The organism is Marinomonas profundi (assembly GCF_020694005.1).
GTDB classification, from domain to species: domain Bacteria; phylum Pseudomonadota; class Gammaproteobacteria; order Pseudomonadales; family Marinomonadaceae; genus Marinomonas; species Marinomonas profundi.
Window position 1 is genome coordinate 446,839 of sequence record NZ_CP073013.1, and the last position, 17,278, is coordinate 464,116.

Here is a 17,278-nt window from a genome sequence, read left to right on the forward strand (position 1 = left end):
TACTAACGCCGCGATAAGATCGCCAAGAAAATGAAACAGACCTTTTCGTTTTCTTCATTAAGCTTAAGCAGCACGCTTTTTCTAGCCATCTTTGTGCCTGTTTTCATCGTCTCATTGATAAGCAGTTTTTTTCTTTTAACGTCACGTTTTAACGACCTAGAACAAAGCTTACGCGAGCGCACACAGTACATCACCGAGCAAGTGGCTACTGCCAGCGAGTACGCCATTGTTTTTTCAGACCAAAACATGATGCACCGTATTTTACAAAATGCGCTCAATAACGAAAACATCAGCAATATTCAGCTCATCAATACGGAACAAAAAGTCATTGCAGAGCTAGGCAAAACACCAGCGTCTGCCAATGAGCCATTATCCAACACCCCTTATATAAAAGAGTTTAGCGATCGCCTCGAGTCGGCCAGTGCTATTTACTACGCCAATAGTTCACCAGACAGTATTCTAAACTCACAAACAGGGCTATTTAACTCACCCAATCAGCGCAACCTGATTGGCTGGGTTAAAGTGGAGGCCAGTAAATCGGTCGTACAAATAAAAAAATACCAATACGCCAGCGCGGTGCTCTTTTTCTTTAGCCTCTTCAATATAATGGTGCTATTGGGCGCGTTTCATTTGTCTAAAACACTGACGTACCCGATCAATAGACTTTCAAGCGCTCTAAGCAAGCTGGTCAAAGGGCAATTCTCCACCACCAAACTCATCAAACTCCCTCCCGAATACGCCTCATTACAAAAAGACCTACTCGACCTAACGGAAAGACTAGAGCACCACAATGAAGAACTGATTGCAGGCATAGAACAATCCACCGAAGATATTCGTCGCAGCATGGACAGCCTAGAAGAGAAAAGCGCTCAGCTGCACATTGCAAACCGCGAAGCCACGGAGTCAAACCGACTAAAATCACAGTTTCTTGCTAACATCAGCCATGAGGTACGTACGCCGCTAAATGCTATTTTGGGGTACACAAAAACCTTGCAAAAAGACATCACCGACACACAACAGCGCCTCTATGTCGATACGATTGAACAATCAACCAACAGCTTACTCGCCATTATTGGGGATATTTTAGATTTTTCAAAAATAGAAGCGGGGAAATTAAACCTTGAAAGTCATCACTTTAATATCAAAACACTGATCGATGAAGTCTATCAAACATTAAGCATTAACCTGCTAACGAAAGAAAAAAAAATAGACCTCATTCCAGAATTCAGTACAGAGCTACCAGAATGGTTTATTGGTGACAGTACCCGGGTCCGTCAGATTCTCACCAACCTAATCGGCAACGCGATTAAATTTACCCATCAAGGTTCGGTCCGCACCAAGGTCGCCATCAACAGCCACCATAACAATGAAGTCATACTGTCTTTCCAAATAATAGACAGCGGAATCGGCATTCCAGAGCACAAAATCAATCGCTTATTCAAACCTTTTTCCCAAGTAGACACCAGTACCACTAGGCAATTCGGCGGCACCGGATTAGGGCTAGTGATCACCAAAAAACTGGTTGAACAAATGCATGGAAAAATTGAAGTCAGTAGCGACCCAGGCATAGGCTCAACCTTTCACTTTACGTTGACGCTCAAGCCATCCCTAAAACAAAATCACAATAAAGACGCACTACAACGTCATGTGGTATTAATGGAACCCAGCATCAACTACCGAAATTACCTCATAAGTTACCTAGAAAGCATCGGCGTCCGCTGTACAATCTGCTCAGATTTAGAGCACATAATCGCCACAATAAACCAACAAAACACAACCATAGACGCTATTTTACTCAGCGTCACAACCGACGAAAAAGACAGGCTAGAAACCAAAGAACTGATTCGCCACGCCACGACGCAGTATGGCATTGCGAGCATTTTAATGATTCAGCCACCCAGCCAAATAGCCCACCTGACTGAGTTGAAAAATATTTGTGCTGGCATATTACTCAAGCCCATCAGCCGAGACCGACTGTATAGCACCTTAAAAGATAGCACCTTAAAAGAAATCAACGCCCCCACAGCCCACATTGCGGTAAACACAAGCCCCCTAGCCAGCGAACGAATAAAAGGCCAAAAGATTCTCGCTGTCGACGATACTCCAGTCAACCTGCAGCTGCTTAAACATTGGCTGATACCAGCAGGGCTGGAAATAACACTCGCTTACAGTGGGCAACAGGCGATTGACCTAGCGGCGCAAGAAAAATTTGATTTGATCTTTATGGACATTCAAATGCCTGAAATGGATGGCATGGAAACCTCAAAACAATTACGCAAACTAGATGGCTATGAAAATACCCCCATCATTGCGCTAACCGCACACGCCTTGGGGTCTGAGCAACAACAAATTCTGGCCAGCGGCATGAATGCTTATTTAACCAAACCAATCGATGAAGAAATATTATTAAGCACCATTGACACCTGGTGTTCAAACACCCACACACTGCAAGACCAAATCAACAGCAGACTCGAAGGCATTTTCGACCTAGAAAAAGCCTTGAGCATTGTCGATGGCAAAGTTGATATCGCGAAAGACATCTTTACCATGTTCGCCGACACGCTAGATGAAGAGAAAAAACTCATCCAGCATCATCTAGAACAGCAAGACACCAAGAAGCTTATTGAAGTGGTCCACAGAATACACGGTGCCGCCAAATACACAGGAACAATCAATATTGCGCGTCACGCTGGTTTTTTAGAAACCCACCTTAAAGAGCTGGCAATGGAAGACGCTGAAGGGGTTGCTGAAGACTTTATAGACGCCATCGATGAACTGCTAAGTCATCGCCAGCTTATTCCCTGGACTCAAGCCTTAGATTCAAGCACAACGAAAGCCTGAGCATAAGCTTTTTCATCACTCAAGCTCAAATGCCACGACACAGGAAAGTCGTAACGAGTCGTAATACAAGCGTCTACGATAAGAACAGGCTGCCCTGTGGGTAGATTACTGACACTAAAGTGCTGAAAACTCACACCGGAACCTATGCCTGTTCCCAATGCTTTCACCGCCGCTTCTTTGGCGGCAAACCGTTTGGCAACATAGGCATTTGCCTTCTCCAGATTGCTGATTTTTGACCAGCGCACCTTCTCATCAGCGGTGAGTATGCGGTTAATAAAACGCTCACCTAAACGCTCAATCGACTGGGCGATGCGCGCAATATCAACCAAATCTGTTCCCACACCAATAATCACACTCACCTCATACAGTCACGACACAATACAATCACGACACAATACAGTCACAAAAAACACCATCGCCAAATCATACAATCCTGCTACAAAGCACGAAAGATAGGCACACCTAAAAGTCGCTCGCCTTGGAAAGGCTGTTTTGGTAATAGCCGCCTAGACACAATTGGCTTACCATTTAACAGCGCGTCCAACCAGTTACGATGCAACTCTTTTGCCAAACTCAACACCTGTTTATCCAGCCATTGACCCGCGTGGTAATTCAACGCAACCTGCCCCTCTACAAACAGCATCGGCGTAAGTTTTGGTATTTCACCATAATAAGGCCGCAGGCCAAATTTATAATGAAATTGATAAAGCTGGTGTGGCGTAATGGCCTCACCTCGGCCAGTAGAAACCATATTAATTCCCACCCCCAACTCCGAAAACAAACCCACTTCAAAACGTCGTAACAAAGGCGCAATCGGCGCCCCCGAATGCAAACTTTCAATCAACCATTGATACAAGGCAAACACATCTGGCAAGGGTAAATTCGTTGGCAGCAATTTTTCCAGCAGCTCATGAACGTAAAATGCCGCATACAAAGACAAGCCTTCCAACGCAGACGCAGACTTAATTGACTCTAAACTTTTTACCGTTTTTAACTCGCTACGGCCCGCAAACACAACTTCATAACACAAAAAAGGCCCAGGAATGACCCGAGCCTCTTTTTTTGGCAATCGCCACACGCCTCTCACCAAACCTTGCTCAAGGGTGAACATATCGAGCAAAATTTTACTGTCTTGGAAAGGACGAGTATGAATCACATACGCCGAGACGCGCATCGTGACTATTCTTCCTGATAACCCAAACTGGCTAACGCACGCTCATCATCTGACCACCCAGAACGCACCTTAATCCAGAGATTCAACATCACTTTATGCTGAAATAAATTCTCCATATCAATACGCGCTTCCTTACCGATCAGCTTAATTTTATCGCCACGTTCACCAATAATAATGCGTTTTTGCCCGTTTCGTTCTACCAAAATCAACGCACTGATATGAATGGCCGATTCTTCGTAGACAAACTCTTCGATTTGCACCGCCACTTCATATGGCACTTCTTGACCAAGCTGGCGAGTGATTTTTTCACGGACAATTTCGGCCGCCAAAAAACGCGAGCTGCGATTGGTAATTTGGTCTTCAGGGTAAAATTGCGTGCCTTCTGGCATGTAACTTTCAACCAACCGCTCCAAGCGATCTAAATTGTTGTTGCGCAACGCAGAAATCGGCACAATCTGCGCAAAACTCATCCTATCGGACAAGTTAGCCAAACGCGGCAAAAGATCTTCTTTTTGGTCTAACTGATCCACTTTATTGACCACCAGAATCACGGGACAACGTGCGTGTTTGACTTTTTGCAATACGGCTTCGTCTTCTTCTGTCCAACGATCGGCATCAATCACAAACAACACCACATCCACATCTTTTAATGCAGCGGCAGCGGTTTTATTCATAATACGGTTAATGGCTTTCGCCTCACCCAAATGCAAGCCTGGCGTATCAACATAAATCGCCTGAACATGGCCTTCCGTTTTCACGCCCAGTATCTGATCACGCGTGGTTTGTGGCTTACGTGACGTAATAGACAGTTTTTGACCTAAAATATGATTAAGCAAAGTCGACTTACCCACATTCGGGCGACCAACAATAGCAATATAACCACAGTGTGTAATTTCAACGTCAGACATCTTTATTTTCCAATTTTTTCAGCGCTTTCGTCGCGGCGTTCTGTTCTGCTATCCGGCGGCTATTGCCCTTACCTTCAATAGCGTCCTCACACAGCTCAATAGAACAATGCACATGAAAAATTTGATCATGTGGGTCACCTTCAATATTCACCACATCATATTGTGGCAAAGCATGCTTGCGCGCTTGAAGGTATTCTTGCAGACGGGTTTTAGCATCTTTAGTAACCAATTTTAACGAAATGGCATCCAGACGCTCTTTGTACCAAGCCAAAATATGCTCACGACAAACTTCCATACCCGCATCTAAATACATCGCACCAATAATGCCTTCTACCGCATCCGCTAAAATAGAGTCGCGTCTAAAGCCACCACTTTTTAACTCGCCTGCCCCCAATTTAAGGTAATCGCCTAGCTCAAATTCTCGCGCTAATTCGGCTAATGTATCGCCTTTTACTAACGAGGCTCGTAAGCGACTTAGCTCCCCTTCCTTAGCTTTTGGAAAGCGGTGAAACAAATCTTCAGCTATCACATAATTAAGTATAGAGTCCCCTAAGAACTCAATACGCTCATTATTTTTCCCACCAAAGCTACGGTGCGTTAGCGCCAGTTCAAGCAATCCAAGGTCAGCGAAAAAGTAACCAATGCGCCGACACAATTTTTGATACAATGAACTCAAAATTTCTCCAAAAAACTTATTCAATCAAACCGTTATTTTTAAAGCTCGGAATGCTCAAAAACGCATCCCAATGCAGCCATACATAAAATGCACGCCCTTTCATATTTGTTTCTGGCACAAAGCCCCAAAAACGGCTATCAGCGCTGTTGTCTCTGTTATCGCCCATGACAAAATAATGGCCTGCTGGTACGGTCCACTCGCCTTCATGAGGGGTAAAACGAAAACTGTTATAAACCTCATGCTGAACGCCGCCTAGGTTCTCATTAAACACATCGACCGGCTCTTGATTGGGGTTTAGCGATACTGGCAAGCGAGCTAAAAACGCTTTACTGACTGGCTGACCATTTACCGTCAACGTCTTATCGCGATAGCGTATTTGATCTCCAGGGAGGCCAATAAGACGTTTAATATAGTTTATTTTCGGATCCAGCGGGTATTTAAATACCACCACATCACCGCGCTCTGGATCTGTCGTCGGGATAATCGTCGTATTCAATACCGGTAAACGAAGACCATATTCAAACTTATTAACCAAGATGAAATCACCGATTTTTAAGGTCGGCAACATGGAACCAGACGGAATCTGAAAAGGCTCCACCACAAAAGAGCGCAAGCCAAAAATTACCGCAATAATAACGAAGTAAGACTTCACCTCGACAACAAACTTTGGCGTTTGCGCCAATCTCTGTTCTGCGTCTTTGCCCAATGCCTTACGCGCGTCTGTTGCCATGTTGGCCAATATCGCTCTACGTTTTGGCAAATACACAATACGGTCATATACCCAAAAGACACCCGTAACCAAAAACGCAATGGCCAGTATCAATTCAAAATCAAACCCCATACAACCTTTCTCCATTACGGCGTGCATCAACACGCCTATTGATTATCTGGCTAGCTATCCAATTGTAAAACCGCAAGAAAGGCTGATTGTGGCACTTCAACGTTGCCCACCTGCTTCATACGCTTCTTACCGTCTTTCTGTTTCTGTAATAATTTTTTCTTACGACTCACATCACCACCATAACACTTGGCTATGACGTTTTTACGTAACGCTTTAACCGTGGTACGTGAAATAACTTTCGCGCCAACCGCCCCCTGAATCGCCACATCAAACATCTGGCGAGGGATCAAATCTTTCATTTTTTCACACAGCGCTCGGCCTTTATATTGCACATTATCTTTGTGCATAATAAGCGCCAATGCGTCTACTCGCTCGCCGTTGATCAATATATCCAAACGACACAACGGAGCAGGACTAAAGTGAGAAAAGCTGTAATCCAGAGAGGCGAAGCCACGGCTACACGACTTCAATTTATCAAAGAAATCCATCACCACTTCGTTCATGGGTAATTCATAGCGCAGCTGCACCTGTCTACCAACGTATAGCATGTCTTTTTGCACGCCACGCTTTTCAATACACAAGGTAATCACGTTCCCCAGATACTCTTGCGGCACCAATATATTGGCTTCCACAATGGGCTCACGCATTTCCTTAATCGTACCGGGATCCGGCATTTTTGACGGACTGTCTACATTGATGACATCGCCGTTATTCAGCTCAACTTCAAACACCACTGTTGGTGCGGTAGAGATCAAATCAAGATTATATTCACGCTCTAAACGTTCTTGGATGATCTCCATATGCAGCATACCCAAGAAGCCACAACGGAAACCAAAGCCCAACGCATCGGAGCTTTCTGGTTCAAAAAACAATGAAGCGTCATTCAAGGTCAGCTTACTCAAAGCGACACGAAAATCTTCATAATCATCAGAGCTAACCGGGAACAAACCCGCATAAACTTGTGGTTTCACTTTCTGAAAGCCGGCTAACTGAGCAACATCAGGTGTCGAAGCATGGGTAATGGTGTCACCCACGGGTGCGCCATGAATATCTTTAATACCCGCAACAACAAAGCCCACTTCGCCCGCTCTTAATACACCGGTTTCTTTTCGTTTTGGTGTGAAAATACCGGCCATATCAACAGGGTGAGCCTGCTTAGTCGATTTAATGAAGATTTTGTCTTTCTTGCGCAAAGTCCCCTGCTTGATACGCACCAAAGACACCACGCCTAGGTAGTTATCAAACCAAGAATCGATAATCAACGCTTGCAATGGCGCATCAACATCGCCTTCAGGCGGTGGAATTGTCGCGACCAAACGCTCCAGCACATCATCAACCCCCATGCCTGTTTTTGCAGAACAGGTCACCGCATTCATCGCATCAATACCAATAATTTCTTCGATTTCGGCACTTACACGTTCAGGCTCAGCTTGTGGTAAATCGATTTTATTTAACACGGGCATCACTTCGAGGCCTTGCTCGATCGCCGTATAGCAGTTTGCCACTGATTGTGCTTCTACCCCTTGCGCGGCATCAACAACCAGCAACGCCCCTTCACAGGCGGCCAGTGAACGAGACACTTCATAAGAAAAATCCACGTGCCCGGGGGTATCGATGAAATTCAGCTGATAGGTTTGTCCGTCTTTGGCATGGTAATCCAGCGTCACACTTTGTGCTTTAATAGTGATGCCGCGTTCACGTTCAATATCCATGGAATCAAGAACTTGAGCAGACATTTCACGTTCGCTCAACCCTTCACAAATCTGAATGAAGCGATCGGCTAACGTCGATTTCCCGTGGTCAATGTGGGCGATGATACTGAAATTGCGTATGTGCTTAAGATTATTGGAAGACACTATTTACTCACACTTTAAAAGCGATATTTGAATGATTACCTGCCGACAATTGGCCACATGAGGCTATTTTCCACCCTAAATAAGCGAAAAAACACACAGCAGTGATAGCCGAAGCCTCACAAAGAGACCATTAACAATCGGTTTTCAGGATAGAAATTGGCGAGCATTCTACCGAAATTCACGCAAGGACTCCATTTATTTCATTGCTGAAAGGGCAGAGAGTCTCGTAAACATGCCGAGGCGCCAAGTTAAGGCAGAACGATCCCTCTTTGTAACAAAATACGCTCCACCGTATCCACCGTCGCTTGCGTATGAGCATCAATCTCGAGGTTTACTCTGTCGCCAACGGATAACATTCCAAAAGTGGTCAAGCGCAGCGTTTCTGGAATCAAAGACACTTCAATCCAATCGTTGCCGATGTCACTAATCGTCAAACTGGCCCCGTTTAGCCCAACATAGCCTTTATCAAACAAATACCGTCTCGCATCCACTTGGTGCTGACGGTCCGTGGTAAAACGGATATGCACGCTTTCTTCAATTTTTTCAATTCGCGACACCAAGACCGACGTCATAATATGCCCCGACATAACATGGCCGCCGATTTCATCTCCCATTTTCGCCGCACGCTCAAAATTAACGACATCGCCAACCTGTAATGCGCCGATATTCGTTAATGCCAGCGTGGTATCAATCACATCAAATGTTAGTATGTCATGACCAATTTCTGCGACCGTAAGACAAACGCCGTTAATCGCAACACTTGCGCCCAGCTGCTGCCCCAACATAACCCCCGCTGGAAAAACCACTTGCACGCGTTTATTGCGTCCAATTTGTTCGGCAACTTTCACCGTCGCCACCCCTTGAACAATACCCGTAAACATAAAACCTCCTCATCAACAGGTGAAAAAATGAACGACCATAGCGCAAGAATGCGCACTAAACCTAAGACTGAAGAAGAAATGAACACCCACGACCAAAGCAGCATCACCACTGGCCTTACGAGAGTTATTATAAAGTCACTAATAGGGTTATCCACAGGTTACGGGGATAACCCTTTCCAATCTAGCAATCTAAAAAGCCAACACCTACTAATGCGACCAATTTACCGCTTTTCAAGCGCCAAAAACATAATAGTCGAAATAGCGACGAAAAAGCCGCTGTTACTAAGCGGCTTTAATGGGAGAAAAACAAGGCAAAAACACGAAAAATCAGTCGGACAACGCCTCAATCATTTCCTGTGTCACCAACGTTATTCCATCGGAACTTCGATAGAATCGAGCCGCATCGGCCACGGCATCCTCACCAATTACCGTCCCTTCAGGAAGGCGGCAATCAGAATCCAGAACAACCTTAGTAAGACGACAATGACGCCCTATATCACAACGTGGCAAAATCACCGACTTATTGACATGGGAATAGGAGTTGACTCGAACGTTATTAAATAAGATTGACTGCTCAACCGTTGAGCCGGATACAATGCAGCCCGCAGAAACGACTGAGTTCAAAGCGGTACCAATTCGCTCTTCATAGTTGTAGTTGAATTTTGCCGCAGGGCGCTGATACTGAGCAGTACGAATGGGCCAGTCTTCATCGTACAAATCCAATTCTGGAACCAATCGAGTCAAATCCATATTGGCTTCCCAATACGCCGTTAATGTCCCCACATCACGCCAGTAAGGCGTATCTGGATAATTGCTATTATCAATAACACTGCTGGCAAAATGATGGGCCTTGATTTTGCAACGCCCAACGAACAAAGGAATAAGATCCTTCCCAAAATCATGACTTGAGTCGTTATCATGGGCATCTGAGCACAAGTTATCAGACAAAAATTTGGTATTGAAAATATAAATCCCCATGCTCGCCAGTGACACATCAGGCTTACCTGGCATAGTAGGAGGGTTAGCAGGCTTCTCCTCAAACGCAATGATATTATCGGCTTCATCGACATGCATAATGCCAAATTGATCCGCCTCTTTGAGCGGCACTTCAATGCAAGCAACCGTTACCTCCGCACCACTGTCCATATGCTCTTGCAGCATAATACTGTAATCCTGCTTGTAAACGTGGTCACCCGCTAGAATCAAGATATATTCACTTTCTAACGCATTGATCATGCTCAAATTTTGATATACGGCATCGGCGGTGCCTCGATACCAATCACTGCCAGTTTGTTGTTGAGCAGGCCAAAGTTCAATGAATTCATTAAAGTCTGAACGCAGAAAATTCCAACCCCGTTGTACATGCTGATTCAGAGTATGGGAACGATATTGTGTGAGAACAGCAATGCGACGCATGCCGGAGTTAATACAGTTTGAAAGCGGAAAATCAATAATTTTATACTTACCCGCAATAGGCACAGCGGGCTTAGAACGGTTATCCGTTAATTGTTTTAGTCTTGAACCGCGTCCACCAGCTAAGATAATGGACAGAGTTTTCATACGCGCCGTATTTAAATCCATGTGATGCCCTTATAATTTTTGTCAATTAGCTCTATTCCAAGTTCTAGTTAGGTATACTCTGATCATTATTTCAAATCAATAAGACGCCTAACAATGAAAATATTATTTGCCGCTTCCGAGATTTACCCCTTAATAAAAACAGGTGGACTTGCCGATGTTGCTGGCGCGCTCCCCGTTGCGCTGAGAAAAAAAGGCCATGATGTCAGACTCATCATGCCCGCTTATCAAGGCATAATAGAAAAGGTAGCGCCAATTCAAAAGACTATCAACCTCGGAAACCCATTTGGGGTCGGTGATTTACTTCTGCTTGAGACTCATATTCCAGAAAACAACACGCCAATTTGGTTACTGCAATGCCAAGCCTTGTATGAACGCGATGCAGGCCCCTACCTTGATGCCAGTGGACACGACTTCCAAGACAACCACATACGTTTTGCAGCATTGTCTTGGGCAACGGCGACCCTAGCACTGCATGGCGAACTCATCGATTGGCAAGCGGACATACTGCACCTTAACGATTGGCAAACTGGCTTTGCTGCTGCCTACCTCGAAAGTTGGAAAGTAAAGCATATTCCAGTGATAACAACCGTTCATAATTTGCGTTATAACGGCAGCTTTGACATGGATCAATTTCCCCGTCTACAGCTATCACCTGAACTGCTAAGTATGCACGGTATGGAATTTTACGGGCGCTTTTCAGGCCTCAAAGCAGGCTTGGTTTACGCGGACGCGATTACGACGGTTAGCCCGACTTATGCCGAGGAAATACTGACGCCGGAATATGGTGACGGTCTTGATGGCACGCTCAGAGCGATGAAAGATAAACTGGTCGGTATTTTAAACGGTGTCGACTATGAACAATGGTCGCCCGAAAAAGACCCACACATTTCGCATCCTTACAGGCTAGAGACGGTCGATCAAAAGCCCCTCAACAAACTTGCCCTACTGCAAGAAAATGGCTTGTCAGAAGACCTTAATCAACCCGTCTTTGGCGTGGTGAGTCGACTAACGGAACAAAAAGGGCTCGATCTGGTTTTAGAAGTCATGCCCTCTTTGTTGCAACAAGGTGCGCGACTTGTCGTACTTGGATCAGGGGACAAACACTTAGAATCAGGGTATTTAGCATTGCAACAGCACTACCCAGAACAAGTTGCCGTGCGTATTGGGTATTTTGAAGATTACTCACATCGCCTTCAAGCCGGCGTCGATGCGCTTCTCATTCCATCACGCTTTGAACCCTGTGGCTTAACACAACTTTATGCGCTGAAATATGGCACCTTACCCGTTGTTCGGCACACTGGCGGCTTAGCGGACACCATTTTCGAAGCAGGAGAGCGAGCCAATGGATTTGTCTTTAAAGACGCCAACACCGCATCCTTACAAGCGGCCATGATACGCTGCATGGAAAGCTTCCACGACAAAAACAGTTGGCAAGAAAAGCAAAAAAACGCCATGCAATATGATCACAGCTGGGACGCAGTAACGGATCAATGGGAGCGTTTATATCAATCGTTGTTGCAAAGAGAAATGCCGACTCAATAAGTAGCGTCGGCCATTACTCTTCCAATAGGCTTACATGATCGCGAGCTTGCCATTGCAATACACCATCATGTAACGCCTTTTCGGTGAAGCCATCTTGCTTCATAGACTGCAATGCAATCGCGATGCGATACTTCAAATCGCTTGTATTACAGGGGGATTTTTTCGACATCGTCAGATATAACCCCTCACTGCTAATATAAGGCAACACGGGCACAATAATGTCAGACAAACCTAGCAGGGAAGCATAAGCATGAGCGGGATTTTTTTCGTACAACACATAATCGACACGATCCGCCGCCAACATTCGTAACGCTTGAGACAAACTTGCTACCGACAATATATTTAAGTGGCGCTGGGCATACTGATCAAATTCTTGCCCAAAACTATTATTAATGACGGTTACTCCCCACTTCCCCTCTAAATCCTCTTTTTTATTAAACGGGAACGCCTTGCCCTTGTGTTGCCATACCACACTGGTGGTATGCAGCATCACTGGCGCAAAGTAATCCATATAATTAGCCCGCTCGTTGGTATAAAAAGCCCCCGCCATTAAATCCACTCGGCCGTTTTTCACCTCTGTCTGAGCACGAGACCAAGGGCCGACATGGGAAAGGGTGATGGGAATACCAATACGACGGCTCACTTCGTCCAGAATGAGACGATTGATACCGAGTAATCGTGCTGATGTGGGGGTTTCTCGCCACAAAAAAGGGGGATACTCTGAATTACCTGACGCACTAAGAGAAGAGCAGGAAGTCGATGATTTAAGCGTTTTTTTGCCATCGGCGGCACTGGCAAAGCCCACATTAAGCAACAGACAGAAAACAATACATGAGCACAACCGCATACAGCGTCACTCCTTTACAAGTAAAATTCAAATAACCAACGACGCTATTCTCTTTTGTATAAAAAATGGGGGATTGCCAAGGCGAGTCATCGGCCCCTCCCTCATCTAAACAACGTATCTTTTAACCATGCATTCTTTAGGCCATGCATTCTCTAGACTCTGTTTCTTTGATGGTCTTATTTTACGTCTTTATAACGCTCCAACGACTCAACCCCAAACAGAACACTAAGACACAATAACCAACTTCACGCCTAACAAAACCTTTACACTATTTGAAAAGGCTATATAAGAACCCAGCAATTATCAATCTTCATTTCTATTATTTAAAAAGAACAACGAGTTAGAAAGACCAACTTTTTAGAAAGGCCAACTGTCTAAAACGGCCAACTGTCTTAAAAAGGCCAAAAGCAGGAACTGCGACTTTTAGGCTCGGTGCCCAATAAAAAAGCCAAGGTCACTTTTTCATCGCACCGATCGGCCGCGATTTCAAACTTACTGTCTAATACGCTGTAGTGAGCGGCGCCATCAGGCAAGGTATTGGGCAAAGAAATAGAGTTCACATTTCGAGTAAAGTCTATCCATACTTTTTGCGCACCACTACTACCGGTGATACTTAAAGGCACATTATCATCATCACCCAACCAAACGATGGTCGAATAATCCCCCGTTATCCCCACATACCAGCTGTCTTTCTGCTGATTTGTGGTACCGGTTTTCGCAGCGAAATTCAATTCAGGAAACGCCGCCTGAGCCGCTCGAGCTGTGCCTATTTTGGGTGTTTTTGTCATACCATCCAAGGTCACGGCAAGCAAAGCATCCGTAAACGGCACGTCATTGTGCTGATCGAAGCGCTTCATTAATTGATCACTCTGATCCATCACCGCCAGCACCACGCCAAGCTCACTGCTGTTTCCCTGAGAGGCAATCGGTTGATACAAACGTGAAACCTCAAACGGCGACAACTCTATGGCACCCAATGCAACAGCAGGGTGCATGGTAAAAGGTCGCTTAACCCCCAGCTGGCGCAAGGTATCGCCAACTCGATCAAAGCCTATTTGTTGTGCTAACGACACCGTGGCTAAGTTATAAGACTTCGCCATCGCCTCATAAAGGTGCACGACGCCATGAGTTTGTCGATCATAATTTTCGGGGGCCCAGATTTTGCCAGCAACGTTAAAGCGTAATTGTTTGTCTTCAATCTGAGACCACCAGGTATAACGCCCCGTCGCCAAAGCGGACAAATACAAAGGAGGTTTAACCAAAGAGCCAATGGGTCTCACCGCGCCCAATGCTCGATTGAACCCGGTATAGTGTTGGCCACTGGATCCAACAACCGCCCGTACTTGCCCTGACAATCTATCGGTCACCACCATTGCGCCCTGCAAGCCCTTTAGTTTCGGGTCGCGTTTTTCCAGCGCCGCTACTTGCCGCTGCATCGCTACACTGGCGGCACGTTGCGCCCGTATATCCACACCAGTGTAAATACGTAAATTCTTCGTCGCTAAGGTGGTTTCATCAAAATCGCGGGACAACTGCATCGCAACAAGGTCTAAATAGTCGCCATACACAGAGCGCTCTTTTTTCTTATCGGCAAGGCGAATAGGCCGTTCTATCAAGCTGTTGTAATCTGCGGCGGATAATCGTCCTTGGCTTTTCAATACCGCCAACACCGTATTGCGTCGATCTTTCGCACGCTTAGGAGAACGTTCAGGGTTATACAAAGACGGCCCTTTGACCATGCCAACCAAAAGGGCAAATTCATCGATATTGAGTTCATTCAATGGTCGACCAAAAAAGTGCTGGCTCGCCGCCGCAAACCCATGCAACGCACTGTTACCTAATTGCGCCAGATAGACTTCGTTCATGTAGGCCGTAATAATGGCTTGTTTGGAGTAATGGTATTCCAGCAATACGCTCATCACGACTTCTGTCAACTTTCGCGTATAGGTACGCTCTGAACTCAAATACATGTTCTTAACGAGTTGTTGAGTCAAGGTGGAACCACCTTGACGCCGAGCCCCTTGGGTAAAGTTGACCACCGCCGCCCGTGCAATCCCAGTTAACGATATCCCCCAATGCTGGTAAAAGTCTTGATCTTCTACTGCAACCAGAATATCAATCAGGGCTTTCGGAATATCGTCATAGGTTAGTATTTGGCGACTCTCCGTATTACCGCCATACAAAAAGCCAATACGTTGCGGTTCAATCCTAGCCTCAGCCACATCGTCGCCATTCAAAGCTTGAATCTGCAAGCGCCCTTCTTGGAAAGAAAAAATACGTCGCTCACTGCCATGAAAACCAAGATGGTCCACATAAGATCTCAAGTGTGCGCTCACTTTCGTTTGGCTGCGCGCCGCCCAACCTACTTTTTGGCTGTTTCGGCCAAAACGATAGCCGGTTTCTTCCAGTAAGCCTTCAAGATCTTGCTTTTTCCAAGGGGCGCCACGGCGTAAAATAATCGGTGCACTGTACACTTCGGAAGGGACTTGCCACTTCTGCCCCTCAAAACGACTAACAACTTGACCATTTAACCACCAGACCCAGCCAGCAAAGGGAATACTGCCTACCAGAGCAAGGATAATCCCCCCTTTCACAAGGCGATAAAAAAACCTTTTCAGCATCGAAGTACGAGGCGGTTTTTTCTTTCGAGTCGAGGACGTAGAGGAAGATTTTACAGGCGTTTTTTTGATCATAGTGCGCGATTATAAGGAGCTTACTAACCGCAAGCAACGACCAAAAAACAACTAACTCAATTCTTGCATATTGACTCATTCATCGTAGCGCTTTAGAGTCCCTACTCACGGAAAGTTTATTTAACTGGCATTTCCCTAGTATTATCAGCAAAGTCGGCAACAGAATGGAAAGAAAACACCACTAGATCTGACCTGCCCAATCGTCACTCTAGTTCGCATGATTATGGAAAGCGTCAATTCTTTTAAAATAAACAACATTCATTATAAAAAAAGTGCGGTAATCACGTGTTTAACAAGCATCTAATCCCCGATGCGCAAAACCTTCCTGAAGGCAAAGCGCTGAATGTCAAAGTAGAAGACTACGATTTTTTAATTACAAAGCAGCAAGGTCAAATTATTGCTTATGAGAATCTTTGTCCTCACCAAAACAAGAAACTCACTTGGTCCACAGAAAATACCCTTGAAGATGAAGGGGATTATTTAAAATGCCACCATCATGGCGCGCTCTTTTCACCAAAAGATGGCACCTGCATTACTGGCCCTTGTCAGGGTAGCCATTTAAAAAAAGTCATCGTGGGTATGGAGCAAGGACACTGCTATTTATTGCTCGCTTAACTTTACATTAATTGACTCTAGAAGCAGGCTAAGCAAGGCGTTGTTCCGTTTGAAAAATACCCGCCCCAAGACGCTGCCGATGTCACTATTAGTGATCTTACTGGCGTTCTTCCTCGGCGCCAGTAAAGCCTCAGCCGATTCCCTGCATCTGGCGGTTGCGTCTAACTTTATTGCGCCGATCAAACAGCTCGCCCCAGTGTTTGAAAAAGAAACAGGCCACACGCTGCGCCTATCATTTGGCTCTTCTGGAAAATTTTTTGCCCAAATCCAAAACAACGCACCCTATGATATTTTCTTATCCGCCGACACACAAAAGCCTTTAGCACTGGTGAGCCATCAACTCGCCTTGCCAGAAAGCATAGCGATTTATGCTAAAGGCCAATTAGCCTTATGGTCTATGACGCCCCTGCGCGCGCCATCACTCCAAGCCTTGCTGCAAGACGCAAAGCGCATCGCCATAGCCAACCCTAAACTGGCGCCTTATGGAAAAGCAGCCGTAGAAAGCATGACGAATTTATCTATGTGGGAGCAGAGTCAAACGAAACTCGTACAGGGAGAAAATATAGGACAAACCTATCAATTTACTTACTCGCAAAACGCCGACTTAGGGTTCGTGGCACTTTCGCAAGTCATAGCAAAACCCAATCTGGGCTATGTCAGAAACCTGCCGAGTGAGCTTTATAATGAGATACAACAAGCGGGGGTCATTTTATCTCGATCTCGCAACATTGAGCTCGCACAAACCTTCATGGCCTTTCTCATGAGAACCGACATTCAAGCTCGTATCGCCCAATTTGGCTATGCCACAGAATAAGGCAGCCCT

The 17,278-nt window shown here is 45.5% G+C and carries 14 protein-coding genes; 4 read left to right on the top strand and 10 right to left on the bottom strand.

All coding sequences use genetic code 11. From position 1 onward, the window contains the following. Window positions 1-30 precede the first annotated feature (30 nt). Entirely contained in the window at window positions 31-2,841 is a 2,811-nt protein-coding gene (locus J8N69_RS02020) for a response regulator (RefSeq protein ID WP_168825795.1), read from the top strand. Here the strand turns inward: J8N69_RS02020 and acpS are convergent. The 8 genes from acpS to glgC all read right to left on the bottom strand — a co-directional run bounded on the left by acpS (window position 2,808) and on the right by glgC (window position 10,758). Beyond that, window positions 2,808-3,194, bottom strand: coding sequence for a holo-ACP synthase (gene acpS / locus J8N69_RS02025; protein WP_168825796.1), 387 nt, complete (start codon window positions 3,192-3,194; stop codon window positions 2,808-2,810). The genes J8N69_RS02020 and acpS overlap by 34 nt on opposite strands. An 83-nt stretch (window positions 3,195-3,277) precedes the next feature. Continuing rightward, entirely contained in the window at window positions 3,278-4,015 is a 738-nt protein-coding gene (gene recO, locus J8N69_RS02030) for a DNA repair protein RecO (RefSeq protein ID WP_168825798.1), read from the bottom strand. A 5-nt stretch (window positions 4,016-4,020) separates the two neighbouring features. After that, window positions 4,021-4,923: a GTPase Era gene (era, locus tag J8N69_RS02035; RefSeq protein ID WP_168825800.1), complete on the bottom strand. Its 903-nt coding sequence runs from the start codon at window positions 4,921-4,923 to the stop codon at window positions 4,021-4,023. Continuing rightward, window positions 4,916-5,599, bottom strand: a complete 684-nt coding sequence (gene rnc, locus J8N69_RS02040) for a ribonuclease III (protein WP_168825802.1) — start codon at window positions 5,597-5,599, stop codon at window positions 4,916-4,918. The genes era and rnc overlap by 8 nt, the downstream gene beginning before the upstream one ends. A 16-nt stretch (window positions 5,600-5,615) precedes the next feature. Next, the gene (gene lepB, locus J8N69_RS02045) at window positions 5,616-6,440 is read right to left on the bottom strand and encodes a signal peptidase I (protein ID WP_168825866.1); all 825 of its coding nucleotides are present in this window, start codon (window positions 6,438-6,440) and stop codon (window positions 5,616-5,618) included. Window positions 6,441-6,490: 50 nt separating this feature from the next. Next, window positions 6,491-8,296 carry a translation elongation factor 4 gene (lepA, locus tag J8N69_RS02050; protein ID WP_168825803.1) on the bottom strand — a complete coding sequence of 602 codons (1,806 nt, stop codon included), beginning with the start codon at window positions 8,294-8,296 and terminating at the stop codon, window positions 6,491-6,493. A gap of 248 nt (window positions 8,297-8,544) precedes the next feature. Then, window positions 8,545-9,177: a riboflavin synthase subunit alpha gene (locus tag J8N69_RS02055; protein ID WP_168825805.1), complete on the bottom strand. Its 633-nt coding sequence runs from the start codon at window positions 9,175-9,177 to the stop codon at window positions 8,545-8,547. Window positions 9,178-9,504: 327 nt separating this feature from the next. Next, a complete protein-coding gene (gene glgC, locus J8N69_RS02060) occupies window positions 9,505-10,758 on the bottom strand; it encodes a glucose-1-phosphate adenylyltransferase (protein WP_168825807.1) in 1,254 nt (417 codons plus the stop codon). Between the two features lie 93 nt (window positions 10,759-10,851). Here glgC and glgA point away from each other — a divergent pair, with 93 nt between their 5' ends. Continuing rightward, complete coding sequence (gene glgA, locus J8N69_RS02065; RefSeq protein WP_168825808.1) at window positions 10,852-12,300, top strand: glycogen synthase GlgA; 1,449 nt, start codon at window positions 10,852-10,854, stop codon at window positions 12,298-12,300. Window positions 12,301-12,313: 13 nt separating this feature from the next. Here the strand turns inward: glgA and J8N69_RS02070 are convergent, their stop codons facing one another. Both J8N69_RS02070 and J8N69_RS02075 read right to left on the bottom strand, forming a co-directional pair. After that, a complete protein-coding gene (locus J8N69_RS02070) occupies window positions 12,314-13,147 on the bottom strand; it encodes a substrate-binding periplasmic protein (protein WP_168825810.1) in 834 nt (277 codons plus the stop codon). Between the two features lie 392 nt (window positions 13,148-13,539). Then, window positions 13,540-15,768 carry a transglycosylase domain-containing protein gene (locus J8N69_RS02075; protein WP_227803945.1) on the bottom strand — a complete coding sequence of 743 codons (2,229 nt, stop codon included), beginning with the start codon at window positions 15,766-15,768 and terminating at the stop codon, window positions 13,540-13,542. Window positions 15,769-16,125: 357 nt separating this feature from the next. On the opposite strand from J8N69_RS02075, the gene J8N69_RS02080 reads away from it, so the two are divergent. Then, on the top strand, window positions 16,126-16,455 hold the full coding sequence (locus tag J8N69_RS02080; RefSeq protein WP_168825814.1) for a Rieske (2Fe-2S) protein: 330 nt from the start codon (window positions 16,126-16,128) through the stop codon (window positions 16,453-16,455). A 79-nt stretch (window positions 16,456-16,534) separates the two neighbouring features. Next, window positions 16,535-17,269, top strand: coding sequence for a molybdate ABC transporter substrate-binding protein (modA, locus tag J8N69_RS02085; protein ID WP_168825816.1), 735 nt, complete (start codon window positions 16,535-16,537; stop codon window positions 17,267-17,269). Window positions 17,270-17,278 lie beyond the last annotated feature (9 nt).